Source organism: Roseococcus microcysteis (genome assembly GCF_014764365.1).
Lineage (GTDB): Bacteria > Pseudomonadota > Alphaproteobacteria > Acetobacterales > Acetobacteraceae > Roseococcus > Roseococcus microcysteis.
The window spans coordinates 3,343,170-3,357,262 of sequence record NZ_CP061718.1 but is presented as its reverse complement, the minus strand read 5'-3'; the positions used below and the strand labels follow the sequence as shown (position 1 = coordinate 3,357,262).

The window sequence follows — 14,093 nt, the reverse complement described above, 5'->3', positions numbered from 1 at the left end:
AGGGCGTGGCAGGGGGCATCTCCCGCCCCGCCGCAACCCATGGTGATCCATGCCCCGTCAGGCCCTCGCCTTCCTCGTCCCCGCCCGCCACCCCGGTGACGCCGCCGCCGTGGCCGCACTGTTCGACCAGGTGATGATCCGACCGGAGGAGGTGGTGGCCATCCTGGGCAAGACCGAGGGCAATGGCTGCGTGAACGACTTCACCCGCGCCTATGCCGTGGAGGCGCTGGGCCACATGCTGGCCGCGCGGCTGGGCACCGACCTGCCCACCGTGCTGGGCCGCGTCGCCATGGTCATGTCGGGCGGCACCGAGGGCGGGCTGTCGCCGCATTTCCTCGTGCTGGGGGTGCGCGAGGGTGCGGCACCCGCCCCTGCCCCCGCCCTGGCGCTGGGCGTGGCCTTCACCCCCGAATTCCCGCCCGAGGCGCTGGGCCGCATGGCGCAGGTGGACGCCACCGCCGCCGCCCTGCGCGAGGCGATGGCGCAGGCCGGCATCCGCGACCCGCGTGATGTCCACTACGTCCAGGTCAAATGCCCGCTCCTGACCAGCGAGCGCATGGCCGAGGCCCGCGCGCGGGGTGCGACCTGCGCCACCGACGACACCTATGCCTCCATGGGCCTCTCGCGCGGGGCCTCGGCGCTGGGGGTGGCGCTGGCGCTGGGCGAGGTGCCGCGCGCGGCGCTGGATGACGGCGTGGTGGGGCGCGACTGGAGCCTGTTTTCCGGCCGCGCGAGCTGTTCGGCGGGCGTGGAACTGACGCGCAACGAGGTGGTGGTGCTGGGCAATTCTCCTGACTGGGGCGGCGACCTGACCATCGCGCATGCCGTGATGCGCGACGCCATTGATCTCCCGGCCGTGCAGCGTGCGCTGTCCGCCGCCGGGCTGGATGCTTCGGCTGGCCAGTTGCCGGCCGAGGACGCCGCGCGCCTTGTCGCCCTGCTGTGCAAGGCCGAGCCCAGCGCCACCGGCCTGATCCGCGGCCGCCGCCACATCATGTGGGATGACAGCGACATCAACGCGACCCGCCACGCCCGCGCGCTGGTGGGCGGCGTGGTGGCGGCGGCCACGGGGCGGACGGACCTCTTTGTGTCGGGCGGGGCGGAGCACCAGGGGCCCGATGGCGGCGGGCCCGTGGCCGTGATCGTCAGGCGGTGATCTGTCGCGTGCCGATATTCTGCGCCAGCATCAGCAGGTAGCCATCCGGGTCCTGCACGAAGATTTCGCGCTGGCCGAGTTCCACATCCCCGGTGCGGCGCCAGATGTCGCGCAGCGCCGTATGGACGGGCCAGGACCGCGCCGCCAGCGCGTCCAGCACCGGGGCCAGGCTGTCGAAATAGAGCTGGAACATCGCTCCCTGGCCGAGCGGCGCCTGCATCGGCCCTGTCTCGAAGCGGCCATTGCGGCGGCAGAGCATCACCTGCATCCCCGCCGCGTGTTCGAGGTAGTGAAAGCCCTCGGACGGCCGCGCATAGGCGGTGGTGAAGCCCAGCACGCCGCGCCAGAAATCCAGACTGGCGTCGAGGTCGTTCACATGGAGTTCCACGATGAAGCGCGCCCAGCCGCCGCGCGGGGGCGCGCCGTATTCAGACATCAGCGTCAGACATCCAAATTCGCCACCTTCAGCGCGTTCCCCACGATGAACTCCCGTCGCGGCTCCACCACATCGCCCATCAGGGTGGAGAACACCGTCTCCGCATCCTCCGCATCGTCCACGCGCACCTGCAGCAGGGTCCGCACGGCGGGGTCCAGCGTCGTTTTCCAAAGCTGGTCGGGGTTCATCTCGCCCAGCCCTTTGAAGCGCTGGAAGCTCAGCCCCTTGCGGCCCTGGGCCAGCAGCCGGTCATAGGCGGCGAGCGGCCCGCGCACCGGGGCCTCATTGCCCTCGAAGGCCAGCGTGGCGCCCTCCGCGAAGTTCGCGCGCAGCAGATCCCGCCGCTCATCCAGCCAGCGCGCCTCGGCGCTGCGCAGGGCGGCCGCCGTCAGCGTGTGGCGCTCGGCCACGCCGCGCACCATGCGGTGCATGTGCACGCCGGCCTCGTCCACCGTCACCACCCAGCCGCGCTCGGAGGGCGGCGCCATGGCGTCCAGCCGCGCGGCCAATTCGGGCGCGTTCTCCAGCGCGCGCTGCGCGTCGGGCGTCAGCGTGGCGGCAAGTGCGGCCTGTTCCAGCACCTCCACCGGGACATTGGCCGCCATGCGGCGGATGCGGCCGGTGATTTGCCGCAGCGTCTCCACGAAGGTGGCGAGTTCCTCGCCCTCCAGTGCCCGCCCATCGGCCAGCAGCATGCGGGCGTTGGAGAGCGCCTTCTCCAGGAGAAAATCCTCCAGCGCGCGGTCGTCCTTGAGGTAGCGCTCCTCATTGCCGCGCTTGGCCCGGTAGAGCGGCGGCTGCGCGATGTAGAGGTGCCCGCGCTCGATCAGTTCCGGCATCTGGCGGAAGAAGAAGGTCAGCAGCAGGGTGCGGATGTGTGAACCGTCCACATCCGCGTCCGTCATGATGATGATGCGGTGGTAGCGCAGCTTGTTCGCGTCGAAGCCGCCCTTGGCCGGGTCGCCCGCGCCGATGCCGGTGCCGAGCGCCGTGATCAGCGTGCCGATCTCGGCGCTGCCCAGCATCTTGTCGATGCGCGCGCGCTCCACGTTCAGGATTTTTCCCTTGAGCGGCAGGATGGCCTGGTTGGCCCTGTTCCTGCCCTGCTTCGCCGAACCACCCGCCGAGTCACCCTCGACGATGAACAGTTCCGACTTCGCCGGGTCCTTCTCCTGGCAATCCGCCAGCTTGCCGGGGAGCGTGCTGATGTCGAGCGCGTTCTTCCGCCCCACCTTCTCCCGCGCCAGCTGCGCCGCCTTCCGCGCCACGGCGGAGAGCACCACCTGGTCCAGCACCTGGCGGGTTTCCTTGGGGTGCGTCTCGAACCAATGGGTCAGCGCATCGGCCACGGCCACCTGCACCACCGGCTGCACCTCGGAGCTGACGAGCTTGTCCTTGGTCTGGCTGCTGAACTTCGGGTCCGGCACCTTCACGGACAGCACGCAGGTCAGCCCCTCGCGCATGTCCTCGCCGGCCAGCTCCACCTTTTCCTTCTTCGCCAGATCCTCGGCGAATTTCCCCACCACGCGCGTCAGCGCCTGGCGGAAGCCCGCCTGGTGCGTGCCGCCATCGCGCTGCGGGATATTGTTGGTGAAGCAGAGCATCACCTCGCGCGGGGAGCTGGTCCACCACATGGCCAGCTCGACGCGGATGCCGTCGCCTTCCTTGGCGATGACGCTGATGGGCGGCTTGAAGATCGGGTCCTTGCCCTTGTCCAGCCACTCCACGAAGGCCACGAGGCCACCGTCGAACTTGAATTCCGCCGTCTGCGCCGGGACATGCCGGTCATCGCGCAGGGTGATGGCGAGGCCGGAATTCAGGAAGGCCAGCTCCCGCAGCCGGCGTTCCAGGATGGCGAAGTCATATTCGGTCTTGGTGAAGGTCAGCGCGGAGGGCTTGAACGTCACCTCCGTGCCCTTGGCCCGCGTGGCCGGGCCCACGATGCGCAGCGGCTGCACCGTGTCACCATGCTCGAAGCGGATGAAGTGCTCGCTCCCCTCGCGCCAGATCTTCACTTCCATCCATTCGGACAGCGCGTTGACCACGGCGGCCCCCACGCCGTGCAGCCCGCCCGAGACCTTGTAGGAATTCTGGTTGAACTTGCCGCCGGCATGCAGCCGCGTCAGCACCACCTCGGCGGCGCTCACACCTTCCTCGGCATGGATGTCCACCGGGATGCCGCGGCCGTCATCGGTGACGGTCACGCTGCCATCGCCGTTCAGCACCACGTCCACGCGGCTGGCATAGCCGGCCTGGGCCTCGTCCACCGCGTTGTCAATGATCTCGAAGGCCATGTGGTGCAGGCCCGAGCCGTCATCGGTGTCGCCGATATACATGCCGGGGCGCTTGCGGACGGCCTCCAGGCCCCGCAGCACGGTGATGGAGGCGCCCGTGTAGTCATCGCCATTGGGCAGCATGGGTTCATCCGTCATGGCGCGGGAAACATCATGGGTGGGCAGACACCTCGGCTCTTGGGGCCCCATCCGGCCGCGTGGGCGGCCAGGGGCGATGCGCGCGGACGCGCGACGGGGAGAAGCCCCGCATTATGGCATTTTTCCGCGCCTCAGCCCAAGGGGGCGGGGCGGATTTCGCTCTCTTCCAGGGTGAAATATTCGCCCCCCGCCAGGGGCGCGAACAGCGCCGCATCGGTGCCCGTCAGGAAGGCCTGGCCCGGCAGGGCGGCCAGGGCCTCGAACAGCGCCGCGCGGCGGGCGGCGTCCAGATGCGCCGGCACCTCATCCAGCAGCAGCAGCGGCGCGAAGCCCCGCGCGCGGGCGATCAGCGCCGCATGGGCCAGCACGGTCGAGACCAGCAGCGCCTTCTGCTCCCCGGTCGAGCATTGGGCGGCGGGCATGCCCTTGGCCGCGTGGGTGAACAGCAGATCGGCGCGGTGGGGCCCCGACAGGCTGGCGCCCGCCGCCGCATCGCGCGGGCGGGCGGCGCGCAGGGCCTGGCGCAACGCCTCCTCCGCCGCCAGCGCGGGCATGGTGTCGAGCAGCGCATTCGCCGGGCATTGCAGGGCCAGTTGCGCCGCGGGGAAGGCCCCGGCCACGCCGCCCTCCAGCGCCGCATTCAGCCGCGCCAGCAGCGCGCGGCGGGAGGCGGCGGCCGCGATCCCGTGCCGCGCCATCGCGTCCTCCACCGCGTTGAGCCAGGCGGGGTCGGCGCGGCGGGCATCGGCCAGCAGGCGGTTGCGGTGGGCCATGGCGGTCTCATAGGCCGCCACTTCGCGCGCGTGGTGGGGTTCGAGGGCCAGCACCAGCCGGTCCAGGAAGCGCCGCCGCCCGCCCGCGCTGTCCTGGAACAGCCGGTCCATCTGCGGGGTGATCCAGACGGTGGCCACGCGCTCGGCCAGTTCCGCCTGGCCGCGCAGCTTCTCGCCATCCAGGCGCCAGGCGCGGCGGTCGGGGTTGCCCTCCTCGCTGCCGGTGCCGATCTCGAAGCCGCCCGCGCCATCCTCGAAATGGCCCGAGACGGCCCAGGGCGGCGCGCCCTCCATGGCCATCTCCGCCCCCCGCGCCCCGCGCAGGCCGCGCCCGGCGCCGAGCAGCGAGATGGCCTCCAGCACATTGGTCTTGCCCGCGCCATTGGGCCCCGTGAGCACGACGGCCCGCCCGCCAAAGCGCAGATCGAGCGCCGCGTGGTTGCGAAAGCGGGTGAGGCGAAGGCGCGAGAGACGCAGCACCGGAAACCCCTACCCCGCCCCCGCGAGGAGGGAAACCGGCTCAACCCGCCCAAGCGCGAAGCGCCCTCAGCCCCCCGGTGCCCTCGCGGGGCTTTGCCCTGCGAGGCGGAGCCCCGCGCGCGGGATCAACACCAAACCGGGGCCCCCGCAAAACTGCGAAGCGGTTTTGTGGGGATTAATCGGGGCCCCCGCGAAAGCGCCGCAGGCGATTTCGTGGGGATCAAACCCGCATCGGCATCAGGACGTAGAGCGCACCCTCATCGCCCGCATCCTGCACCACGGTCGGCGCGCTGCCGTCCGAGAACTTGAACCGCAGCATGTCGCCCACCTGGTCGGTGATGTCCGCCAGGTAGCGCGCCTGGAAGCCGATCTCGATGGGGGCGGCGGCGTAGGTCACCACATCCTCGTCCAGCTCCTCCTGCGCGGAGCCCTGCTCGGCCGAGGAGGCCGTCAGCAGCAGATGGTTCCGCCCGATGGAGAGCTTCACCGGCCGCGACCGCTCCGAGGAAATGGCCGCCACGCGCCCCACCGCATCGGCGAAGGCCTGGCGCGCCACCTCCATCACCTTGTCGTTCCCGCGCGGGATCACGCGCTCATAATCCGGGAAGGTGCCGTCAATCAGCTTGGAGGTGAGGGAGACGGGCCCGATGCGGAAGCTGACCTTGGTGTCGGACAGCCGCATCTCAATCTCGTCGCGCGTCTCCTCGGCCAGCTTGCGCAGCTCGTTGATGGTCTTGCGCGGGATGATGACGCCGGGCATCCCGGCCGCCCCGTCCGGCAGGTCCTCCTCCACGCGGGCCAGGCGGTGGCCGTCCGTGGCGGCGGCGCGCATCACCTTCCGGCCGTCATGTTCCGCGACGTGGAAATAGATGCCGTTGAGGTAGTAGCGCGTCTCCTCGGTGGAGATGGCGAAGCGCGTGCGGTCGATCATGCCGCGCAGGCGGGCGGCCTCGATCTTGAACTGGTGCGGCAGGCTGCCCTCGGTCATCGAGGGGAAGTCCTCCACCGGCAGCACCTGGAGCGTGGTGTTGAACTTGCCGGCGCGCAGCGCCAGGGGCGCGTCGCCGCCCTTGTGGTCCAGCTCGATGGTGGCGCCGTCGGGCAGCTTGCGGACGATCTCATACAGCGTCGCGGCCGGCGCCGTGGTGCGGCCGGGGCGGGCCACCTGCACGCCGGGCACTTCCTCGACGATGGCGATTTCCATGTCGGTGGCGGTCAGGCGCAGCACGCCCTCGGCCGAGGCGTCGAGCAGGATATTGGCCAGGATGGGGATGGTGTTGCGCCGCTCCACCACGGATTGCGTATGGGCCAGGGCCTTGAGCAGGATGGCGCGCTCGACGCTGAACTTCATCTCTCTGGTCCCCAAAACGTCCGGCCTCCGCGGCGATTCGCGCCGCGGGCAAACCTGTCCCTAGCATTGCGGGGCGTTGGGGCAAAGCGGGTTGCGAACGGGCACCGTTTCTGACCGGTGGCGGCGGTTGGGCCCCGCAATGCTAGTTTTTTTCGCCCTCAGGCGCCGGGCGCGCGCTCCGCGCGCTTGGCTGCGGCGCGCGACGGATGCGCAGGTGGGAAGGGAGCATGGGCGCCGCCGGCCGCTTTGCGGCCGGAGCGTGGGGAAGGCGCGCGGGCCATGCCCGGTTGCGTCGGATGGACGGGCAGCAGGCGGTCCCTCACCAAGCTGGCGTCGGGCAAGCACGCCCCGGGAGCATCAGCGCCCCCTCACAGCATCCGGCCGCAACGCGGCCGGCGGCGCCCACTCACCCGCGCAGCCAGCACTCCCGCCGCGCGCCGCAAGCCAAGCGGCCGGAGGCCGCGCCCGGCGTTTGAGGGCGTAAACTAAGCCTCTCCGACGCAGTCCAGCATGGCCGCATCCAGCGCCTCGCCGGGCTTCTTCCCGCCCCAGAGCACGAACTGGAAGGCCGGAAAGAACCGCTCGCATTCGGTCAGCGCGATGTCCACCATGTCCTCCAGGCTTTCCGCGCTGGCGCCCGGCGCGCCGCGCAGCAGCACGGCGTGGCGGAAGACGGGTACGCCCTCCTCCACCTCCAGCCCGAAATGGCCGATCCAGAGGCGCTCATTCGCCATGGCCAGCAATTCGAACAGTGGTGCGCGATGGCCGGTGGGCACCTTCACGTCGAAGGCGCAGGAAAAGTGCATGGCGCTGATCTCCGGCGCCCAGGAAAAGAACAGGGTGTAGTTGCACCATTTCCCCGGCGCCTCGGCGGCCATCTCGTGGTCGGAACGGCGCTCGAAGGTCCAGTCATGGGCGTTGACGATCTGTTCCAGAACATCGAGCGGGTTTGTCGCGCGCTCGGTCACCTCGGCCAGCATTCCGGACATGTGGCACTCCCCCTGGAACCCGGTCAGGAACGCACCTCCGGCCCGGGCGGCGCGGCGGTGCGGGTGGGGGCCTCATCGTGCCCGTGGGCGGCCTGGCCCCGTGACGAACCCTCCCCCGTGGGTCCGGCCCGGCCACCGCGCCCTTGACGCAAGCGGTGGGGGTCCAGGCGGCGCAGCGCCACCACGGATAGGGTATGGCACCGGATTCCCGCGCCGCAACCCCTTACGGGGCCCGGGTGGGGCCGCCATGCGTCCGCCAGGGGGTTTTCCCCAGGAATTTCACGCCGCTGACCTAATCCACCGGCAAAAAGATGAAGATGACGGCCGCGACCAGGCAGGCCATGGCCGCGAAATAGGTCCAGCGCAGCGCCTCGCCCAGGAACATCACGCTGAACACGGCGAAGACGGAGAGGGTGATCACCTCCTGCATCACCTTCAGCTGCTGCCCGGTGAAGGTGCCGTAGCCGATGCGGTTGGCCGGCACCGCCAGCCAGTATTCGAAGAAGGCGATGCCCCAGGACACCATCACCGCCACCCAGAGCGGCCAGTGCGGCGCCTTCAAATGCCCATACCAGGCGAAGGTCATCATGATGTTGCTCGCCACCAGCAGCAGCGGGGTGGCGAGGAAGGGGGAGGTCAGCAGGGACATGCGGCGGGCTCCGAAACGCCCGCCCACTCTCTCACCCCCGGCCGCGCCGAGGCCAGCCTCACCCCGTCGCGACGGCGGCCGGGGCGCGCGACGGCGGCGGCAGGCGCTTCAGCAGGAACAGCATGATGCACAGCGCGGGCAGCGCGGCCACCGTGGTCAGCAGGAAGAAGGGCGTCCAGCCCATGCTTTCCGCCAGCTGGCCCGACCAGCCGCCCAGGAAGCGCAGCGGCACCGCCGCCAGCGAGGAGAGCAGCGCGTATTGCGTGGCGCTGAAGGCGCGGTTGGTCAGGCTGGTCAGGTAGGCCACGAAGGCGGCGTCGGCCAGGCCATCCGTGAAGTTCTCGACGCCGACCTGGGCGTAGAGCATGCCCATGTCGCGCCCCACCTCGTTCAGCGCCACATACATCAGGTTCGAGACCATCTGCAGGATGCCGGTGATGATCAGCGCCCGCCCCACGCCAATCTTCGCCACGAACCAGCCGCCGGCCAGCACGCCGAGCAGCGTCATCATCAGCCCGAAGACGCTGGCCACGGCGGCCACTTCGCCCCGCGTGAAGCCGAGGGAGCGGTAGAAGGGCGCGGTCATGATGCCCGCCAGCGCCTCGCCCAGCTTGAACAGTGCGATGAAGAGCAGGATGGCCAGCCAGTACCGGCGCTGCATGAAGTCGCGGAACGGGTCCACGACGGCGAGCTTGAGGCGCGCGCCCCAGGTATTTGAAAGAGGGGCCAGCTTCACGCGCGGCGGCGCCTCCGGCTCCGGCGCCAGCAGCGCGGCGATGAGGCCCACCCCCACCAGCGCCGCGCAATAGAGGAAGGCGCCGTCCCACCCCACCAGCCCCACCATGCCCAGCGCGCCGGCATTGGCCGCCAGCATGGCGAAGCGATAGCCCCAGACATAGCAGGCGAAGCCATAGCCCTGCTCCTCCTCGCCCAGGATCTCGATGCGGTAGGCATCAATCACGATGTCCTGGCTGGCCGAGAGGAAGGCCACCACCACCGCCACCGCCGCCGTCACCGCCGCGGCGGTCGCCGGGTTGGTCCAGCCCAGCGCCACGATGGCCAGCATCAGCGGCGGCTGGATGGAGAGCAGCCAGCCCCGCCGCCGCCCCAGCCAGGCGAAGAAGGGCGGCGGCGCATGGTCCAGCACCGGCGCCCAGAGGAATTTCAGCGAATAGGACAGGCCGATCAGCGCCGTGAAGCCGATGGCGGCCAGCGGGATCTCCGCCTCCGCGAACCATTGCCGCAGCACGAAGCCCGTCAGCGGCAGGGGCACCCCGGCCGAGAAGCCCAGGGCCAGCATCACGAGGAATCGGCGGTCACGGAGCAAGGCGCGCATCCGCCCTGGCTATCAGGCGCGCGGCCGCTCCGCTACATCGCGCGCATGTCCGTCTCGCGCCTCTTCCTCGTCCGCCATGCCCTGGTGGAGCCCTCGGCCCGCGCCATCCTCTATGGCGACATGGATGTGCGCCTGTGCGAGGCGCAGCTGGCGGCGGAAGCCGCGCTCTACCGCTGGCTCGCCGCCCGCCTGCCCCGCCCGGCGCGCTGGGTGGCCACGCCGCTGGCCCGCACGCGCGCCACGGCGGCCGCCATCTTCGCCGCCGGCTATCCGGAACAGGAGGTGGCGGTGGAGCCCGACCTCGCGGAACAGCATCTCGGCGAATGGCAGGGCATCACGCATGAGGCGCTGACCGAACGCCTGCGGGAACCGCCCCACCCCTTCTGGCCCCACGCCGCCGACACCCGCCCACCGGGCGGCGAGAGCCTCGATGATGTGCGCGGCCGCGTCGGCCCCGTCATCGAGCGCCTGGCGGCGGAGGCGAGCGACGCGGTGGTGGTGGCCCATGGCGGCAGCATCCGCGCGGCCATCATGCATGCCATGGGGCTCTCGGCGCAGCAGGCGCTGGCCTTCTCGGTGAAGAACCTTTCCCTCACCACGCTGGAGAAGCATGGGGCGCATTGGCGCGTCGCGGGGGTGAATGAGGAGCCCTGGCCCTTCCCCGGCGTCTCCTGATCGCCGCGAAACGGCTTTCGTGCCGCCATGTTTGCGGTTAGGAATGCTGATCGCAGCACGGGTTATCGGGGGAAACTCATGCGGAACCTCATCTGGCGGAACCTGGTTTCGCCGTGCCTTCAGGGCCGGAATATCCTGCATAAGCTGGGGCTTGGCCCCAAGCTTGCGACGGTGGGCTTGATGGCGCTTGCCGCCTGCGCCGGCCCGCCCGGCGCCACCGGGCCGCAGCGCCTCGTGGACAATTCGGCCCTGTCCGTGCAGGACATCCTCTCATCCGAGAATGACCGGCTGAACGCCGCGACCCTGCTGCCGCGCGCCCGCGGCGCCGTGGTCTGCCCGCGCCGCTTCCGCGCCGCCTTCTTCGCGGGCGGCGAGGGCGGGGGCTGCGTGCTGCTGGGGCGTGACGCCGCGGGGTCCTGGTCCTCGCCCGCCTTCTATGTGCTCGGCTCGGCCAGCTTCGGCCTCCAGGCCGGCATCCGCGACAGCCAGACGCTGATCCTGGTGATGAACGACCGCGCGCTGGACGCCATGATCAACCGGCAATTCACGCTGGGCGCCGATGCCTCGCTGGCCGTGCTGCATGTGGGCGGCGCGGTGGAAGGCGCCATCACCACGGCGCTGGGGGCGGACCTCGTGGCCTTCTCCCGCTCGCGCGGGCTCTATGCCGGCGTGGCGCTGGACGGCACGGTGCTGCAGCCCCAGCCCGAATGGGACCAGGCCTATTACGGCCGCGCCGTGGTGGCGCGCGACATCGTGCGGAACATGACGGTGCACAATCCGGGCGCCGACCCGCTGCGGGCCGCGCTGCTGCGCGCGGGCAGCCAGACCCGCGCCCCCGCGCCCAGCCCGGGCTTCACCCCGCCGCCGACCGATCCCGGCTTCGTGAACCCCGCCCCCGGCCCCGCGCCGAGCGGGGTGGGCCGCGCGCCGCTGGCGCCCATCGCGCGGTGATCTGTCTGGTCGGCTGATCCGATCAGGCGCGGATTTCATCCCCCCGTCACGCCCCCCGCCTTGCGCGGCGGGCGAGGGTGACGGAGGCTCGGCGGCATGTCGAACACGCCCGCCCTTCCCCTCCTCGGCGCCTGCCTCAACGTCGAGGACCTGCCCGACCACCGCGACTGGCTGCTGGAGCAGCCACGCGACCTCGAACTCCAGGATTTCTGCCGCAGCGAGGTGCTGGACAGCGACTGGCGCGCCCGCGCCGCCCGCGCCAAGGCGCTGCTGGAGGGACACAAGGGCCGGCTCGGCATCCATGGCCCCTTCTGGGGCTTCACCATCGCCTCCAAGGACCCCGAGATCCGCGCCGTGGTGCGGCGACGGCTGGACCAGGGCCTCGATGCCTGCGCCGAACTGGGTGCGACCATGATGGTGGTCCACAGCCCCTACACCACCTGGGGCTACAACAATCTCGGCCATGACCAGGCGGCGCGGCAGCAGGTGCTGGACCTTTGCCACGACACCATGGGCGCCGCCGTACGGCGCGCGGAAAGCCTGGGCGTCGTCCTCGTCATCGAGAATATCGAGGACAAGGACCCGATGGAGCGCGTGCTCCTCGCCCGCAGCTTCGCCAGCGCCCAGGTGCGCGTCTCGGTGGACACGGGCCATGCCAACTACGCCCATGGCAGCACCGGCGCGCCCCCGGTGGACCACTACATCACCGCCGCCGGCGAGCTGCTGGACCATGTCCACCTCCAGGACACGGACGGCTATGGCGACCGCCACTGGGTGCCGGGCGAGGGCAACATCGCCTGGCCCGCCGTCTTCCGCGCCATCGCGGGCGTCATGGCAGCCCACGGCACCACGCCCCGCCTGAAGCTGGAACTGAAGGAGAATGCCCGCATCCGCGAGGGCGCGGCCTTCCTCGCGGCGGCAGGGCTGGCGCGCTGAATCGTGACCGAGCCAGCTCGGTCACGATCCAGCTGCCTTTGGGCGGCAGATTCACGCCCTCGGTGATTCCACCGAGGGCGATCTGACGCCGGCCCGCATTCTGATCTACAAAGGGGGCGTGGCCTCCGAACCGCCTTTCTGGAAGACCGTCCCGCTGGAGCGCATGACGCGCGCCCAGTGGGAAAGCCTGTGCGATGGCTGCGGCCGCTGCTGCCTGCACAAGCTGCGCGACGCCGACACGGAGGAACTCCACCACACCGACGTGGCCTGCCGGCTGCTGGACCGCGCCACGGCCCGCTGCACCGACTACGCCAACCGCCGCGCCCGCGTGCCGGATTGCATCCGCCTCACGCCCAAGCGGCTGGCGGGCATGGACTGGCTGCCGCCCACCTGCGCCTACCGCCTGCTGGCCGAGGGGCGGGATTTGCCGGACTGGCACCCGCTCCGCTCCGGCGACCCGGAGAGCGTGGTGCGGGCCGGCGTCTCCGTGCGCGGCCGCACGGTGGCGGAGCGCGAGGCGGGCGCGCTCGAGGACCACATCACCACCTGGCCGGGCGACTGGCCACGCCGGGCGGGGCCAAGGCCCCTGCCCGGCTCACTCACAGAGGAAACTGCCCCATGAAGGATGCCCTGTTCGGCGGCGTGAACGCCGCGGTGCTGACCGCGATGCGCGAGGATTTCTCGCCCGACCTCGACCGCATGGCCGCGCATGCCAAGTGGCTGCTGGCCAATGGCTGCAATGGCCTCGGCATCCTCGGCACCACGGGCGAGGCCAACAGCTTCTCCGCGAAGGAGCGCATGGCCATCCTGGAAGGGCTGATCGCGCGCGGCGTGCCGGCCTCCACCATGATGCCGGGGGCCGGCGTCTCCTCCATCACCGAGACGGTGGAGCTGACCCAGCATGCCCGCGCCCAGGGCTGCCGCGGCGTGCTGCTGCTGCCGCCCTTCTACTACAAGAACCCCTCCGATGACGGCATCTTCGCCTTCTTCGACGAGGTGGCGAAGCGCGTGGGCGGCGGCATCGCGCTCTATCTCTACAACTTCCCGCAGCAATCGGCCGTGCCCTTCAGCCTGAACGTGATCGGCCGCCTGCTGGACGCGCATCCGGGCGTGTTCAAGGGCGTGAAGGACAGCTCGGGCGACTACGCGAACATGAAGGCCATGATTGATGCCTTCGCGTCGCGCGGCTTCGAGGTCTATTCGGGCAGCGACGAATTCCTGCAGAAGATCCTGGCCGAGGGCGGGGCGGGCTGCATCACCGCCGCCTCCAACGGCAATTCCCATTGGGGTGGCATCGTCTACGCCAAGCGCACGGGGCCCGAGGCCGACGCGGCCCAGGCCATGCTGACCGCCACCCGCAAGGCCGCGACCAGCGTGGCCCTCATCCCGGGCCTGCGCGAAATCATCGCGCGCAGCACCGGCGATGCCGGCTGGCGCACCATCCGCCCGCCGCACCTGCCGCTGTCCCAGGCCGATGCCGACAAGGCCTGGGCCGCCTGGGAAGCCGCCGGCGCCCTGCCCCTGCCGGGGCTGATGAAGCAGGCGGCGGAGTGAACACCGGAGGCGTGAATCCGATGGCGAAATCAGGCGAACCTCTGCGCTGCCGCCCCCCGGCCGTGCCCGTGCCCCAGCTGGATGACGACAAGGTCCGCGTCATCCGCTGGGATTTCGAGCCCGGCGCGGAAACGGGCTTCCACCGCCATGGCTGGCTTTATGTCGTGGTGCCGATGATGGATGGCACGCTGCACATCGAATTCCCCGATGGCAGCACCACCGAGGCGCAGCTCAAGGCCGGGGTGGCCTATAGCCGCCCGGCCGGGGTGGAGCACAATGTGGTCAATGCCGGCCCCGGCCCGCTGAGCTTCGTGGAGACCGAGGTCAAGGCCTGGCCGGGCTAGGTCCCTTCATCGGTAGCGGGGTGGCGCCACG

Annotated in this window: 14 protein-coding genes; 7 read left to right on the top strand and 7 right to left on the bottom strand. The window is 70.7% G+C overall.

Going from position 1 to position 14,093, the window contains the following annotated elements:
* Nucleotides 1-49 precede the first annotated feature (49 nt).
* Nucleotides 50-1,156 (top strand): cyanuric acid amidohydrolase, encoded by a 1,107-nt coding sequence (atzD, locus tag ICW72_RS16175; RefSeq protein WP_191083651.1) that lies wholly within the window; start codon nucleotides 50-52, stop codon nucleotides 1,154-1,156.
* Here the strand turns inward: atzD and ICW72_RS16170 are convergent.
* The 7 genes from ICW72_RS16170 to ICW72_RS16140 form a co-directional block, all read right to left on the bottom strand.
* Nucleotides 1,146-1,592 carry a VOC family protein gene (locus ICW72_RS16170; RefSeq protein ID WP_191083650.1) on the bottom strand — a complete coding sequence of 149 codons (447 nt, stop codon included), beginning with the start codon at nucleotides 1,590-1,592 and terminating at the stop codon, nucleotides 1,146-1,148. The genes atzD and ICW72_RS16170 overlap by 11 nt on opposite strands.
* Nucleotides 1,593-1,597: 5 nt before the next feature.
* Nucleotides 1,598-4,024, bottom strand: a complete 2,427-nt coding sequence (gyrB, locus tag ICW72_RS16165; protein WP_191083649.1) for a DNA topoisomerase (ATP-hydrolyzing) subunit B — start codon at nucleotides 4,022-4,024, stop codon at nucleotides 1,598-1,600.
* Between the two features lie 131 nt (nucleotides 4,025-4,155).
* Nucleotides 4,156-5,277 (bottom strand): DNA replication/repair protein RecF, encoded by a 1,122-nt coding sequence (gene recF, locus ICW72_RS16160; RefSeq protein ID WP_191083648.1) that lies wholly within the window; start codon nucleotides 5,275-5,277, stop codon nucleotides 4,156-4,158.
* A gap of 220 nt (nucleotides 5,278-5,497) precedes the next feature.
* Nucleotides 5,498-6,628, bottom strand: coding sequence for a DNA polymerase III subunit beta (dnaN, locus tag ICW72_RS16155; RefSeq protein ID WP_191083647.1), 1,131 nt, complete (start codon nucleotides 6,626-6,628; stop codon nucleotides 5,498-5,500).
* Nucleotides 6,629-7,113: 485 nt separating this feature from the next.
* Nucleotides 7,114-7,617, bottom strand: a complete 504-nt coding sequence (locus ICW72_RS16150) for a type III secretion system chaperone family protein (RefSeq protein ID WP_191083646.1) — start codon at nucleotides 7,615-7,617, stop codon at nucleotides 7,114-7,116.
* Nucleotides 7,618-7,909: 292 nt separating this feature from the next.
* Nucleotides 7,910-8,266 carry a DMT family protein gene (locus ICW72_RS16145; protein WP_191083645.1) on the bottom strand — a complete coding sequence of 119 codons (357 nt, stop codon included), beginning with the start codon at nucleotides 8,264-8,266 and terminating at the stop codon, nucleotides 7,910-7,912.
* Nucleotides 8,267-8,324: 58 nt separating this feature from the next.
* A complete protein-coding gene (locus ICW72_RS16140; RefSeq protein ID WP_191083644.1) occupies nucleotides 8,325-9,602 on the bottom strand; it encodes an AmpG family muropeptide MFS transporter in 1,278 nt (425 codons plus the stop codon).
* Between the two features lie 45 nt (nucleotides 9,603-9,647).
* Here ICW72_RS16140 and ICW72_RS16135 point away from each other — a divergent pair, with 45 nt between their 5' ends.
* From ICW72_RS16135 to ICW72_RS16110, 6 genes are all read left to right on the top strand, one after another.
* A complete protein-coding gene (locus tag ICW72_RS16135; protein ID WP_191083643.1) occupies nucleotides 9,648-10,277 on the top strand; it encodes a histidine phosphatase family protein in 630 nt (209 codons plus the stop codon).
* Nucleotides 10,278-10,457: 180 nt separating this feature from the next.
* The gene (locus tag ICW72_RS16130; RefSeq protein ID WP_191083642.1) at nucleotides 10,458-11,228 is read left to right on the top strand and encodes a lipid-binding SYLF domain-containing protein; all 771 of its coding nucleotides are present in this window, start codon (nucleotides 10,458-10,460) and stop codon (nucleotides 11,226-11,228) included.
* A gap of 96 nt (nucleotides 11,229-11,324) precedes the next feature.
* The gene (locus ICW72_RS16125) at nucleotides 11,325-12,164 is read left to right on the top strand and encodes a sugar phosphate isomerase/epimerase family protein (protein WP_191083641.1); all 840 of its coding nucleotides are present in this window, start codon (nucleotides 11,325-11,327) and stop codon (nucleotides 12,162-12,164) included.
* Nucleotides 12,165-12,282: 118 nt separating this feature from the next.
* The gene (locus ICW72_RS16120) at nucleotides 12,283-12,786 is read left to right on the top strand and encodes a YcgN family cysteine cluster protein (RefSeq protein WP_191083640.1); all 504 of its coding nucleotides are present in this window, start codon (nucleotides 12,283-12,285) and stop codon (nucleotides 12,784-12,786) included.
* Nucleotides 12,783-13,718, top strand: a complete 936-nt coding sequence (locus ICW72_RS16115; RefSeq protein ID WP_191083639.1) for a dihydrodipicolinate synthase family protein — start codon at nucleotides 12,783-12,785, stop codon at nucleotides 13,716-13,718. Before ICW72_RS16120 ends, ICW72_RS16115 begins: the two co-directional genes overlap by 4 nt.
* 62 nt (nucleotides 13,719-13,780) lie before the next feature.
* Nucleotides 13,781-14,062 (top strand): cupin domain-containing protein, encoded by a 282-nt coding sequence (locus ICW72_RS16110; protein WP_269749821.1) that lies wholly within the window; start codon nucleotides 13,781-13,783, stop codon nucleotides 14,060-14,062.
* Nucleotides 14,063-14,093: the final 31 nt, after the last annotated feature.

Excerpts from the sequence above, each read along its gene's own strand:
- atzD (WP_191083651.1), top strand. The coding sequence starts at position 50 with ATGCCCCGTCAGGCCCTCGCCTTCCTCGTCCCCGCCCGCCACCCCGGT.
- ICW72_RS16170 (WP_191083650.1), bottom strand. The coding sequence starts at position 1,592 with ATGTCTGAATACGGCGCGCCCCCGCGCGGCGGCTGGGCGCGCTTCATC.
- gyrB (WP_191083649.1), bottom strand. The coding sequence starts at position 4,024 with ATGACGGATGAACCCATGCTGCCCAATGGCGATGACTACACGGGCGCC.
- dnaN (WP_191083647.1), bottom strand. The coding sequence starts at position 6,628 with ATGAAGTTCAGCGTCGAGCGCGCCATCCTGCTCAAGGCCCTGGCCCAT.
- ICW72_RS16150 (WP_191083646.1), bottom strand. The coding sequence starts at position 7,617 with ATGTCCGGAATGCTGGCCGAGGTGACCGAGCGCGCGACAAACCCGCTC.
- ICW72_RS16145 (WP_191083645.1), bottom strand. The coding sequence starts at position 8,266 with ATGTCCCTGCTGACCTCCCCCTTCCTCGCCACCCCGCTGCTGCTGGTG.
- ICW72_RS16140 (WP_191083644.1), bottom strand. The coding sequence starts at position 9,602 with ATGCGCGCCTTGCTCCGTGACCGCCGATTCCTCGTGATGCTGGCCCTG.
- ICW72_RS16135 (WP_191083643.1), top strand. The coding sequence starts at position 9,648 with ATGTCCGTCTCGCGCCTCTTCCTCGTCCGCCATGCCCTGGTGGAGCCC.
- ICW72_RS16130 (WP_191083642.1), top strand. The coding sequence starts at position 10,458 with ATGGCGCTTGCCGCCTGCGCCGGCCCGCCCGGCGCCACCGGGCCGCAG.
- ICW72_RS16125 (WP_191083641.1), top strand. The coding sequence starts at position 11,325 with ATGTCGAACACGCCCGCCCTTCCCCTCCTCGGCGCCTGCCTCAACGTC.
- ICW72_RS16115 (WP_191083639.1), top strand. The coding sequence starts at position 12,783 with ATGAAGGATGCCCTGTTCGGCGGCGTGAACGCCGCGGTGCTGACCGCG.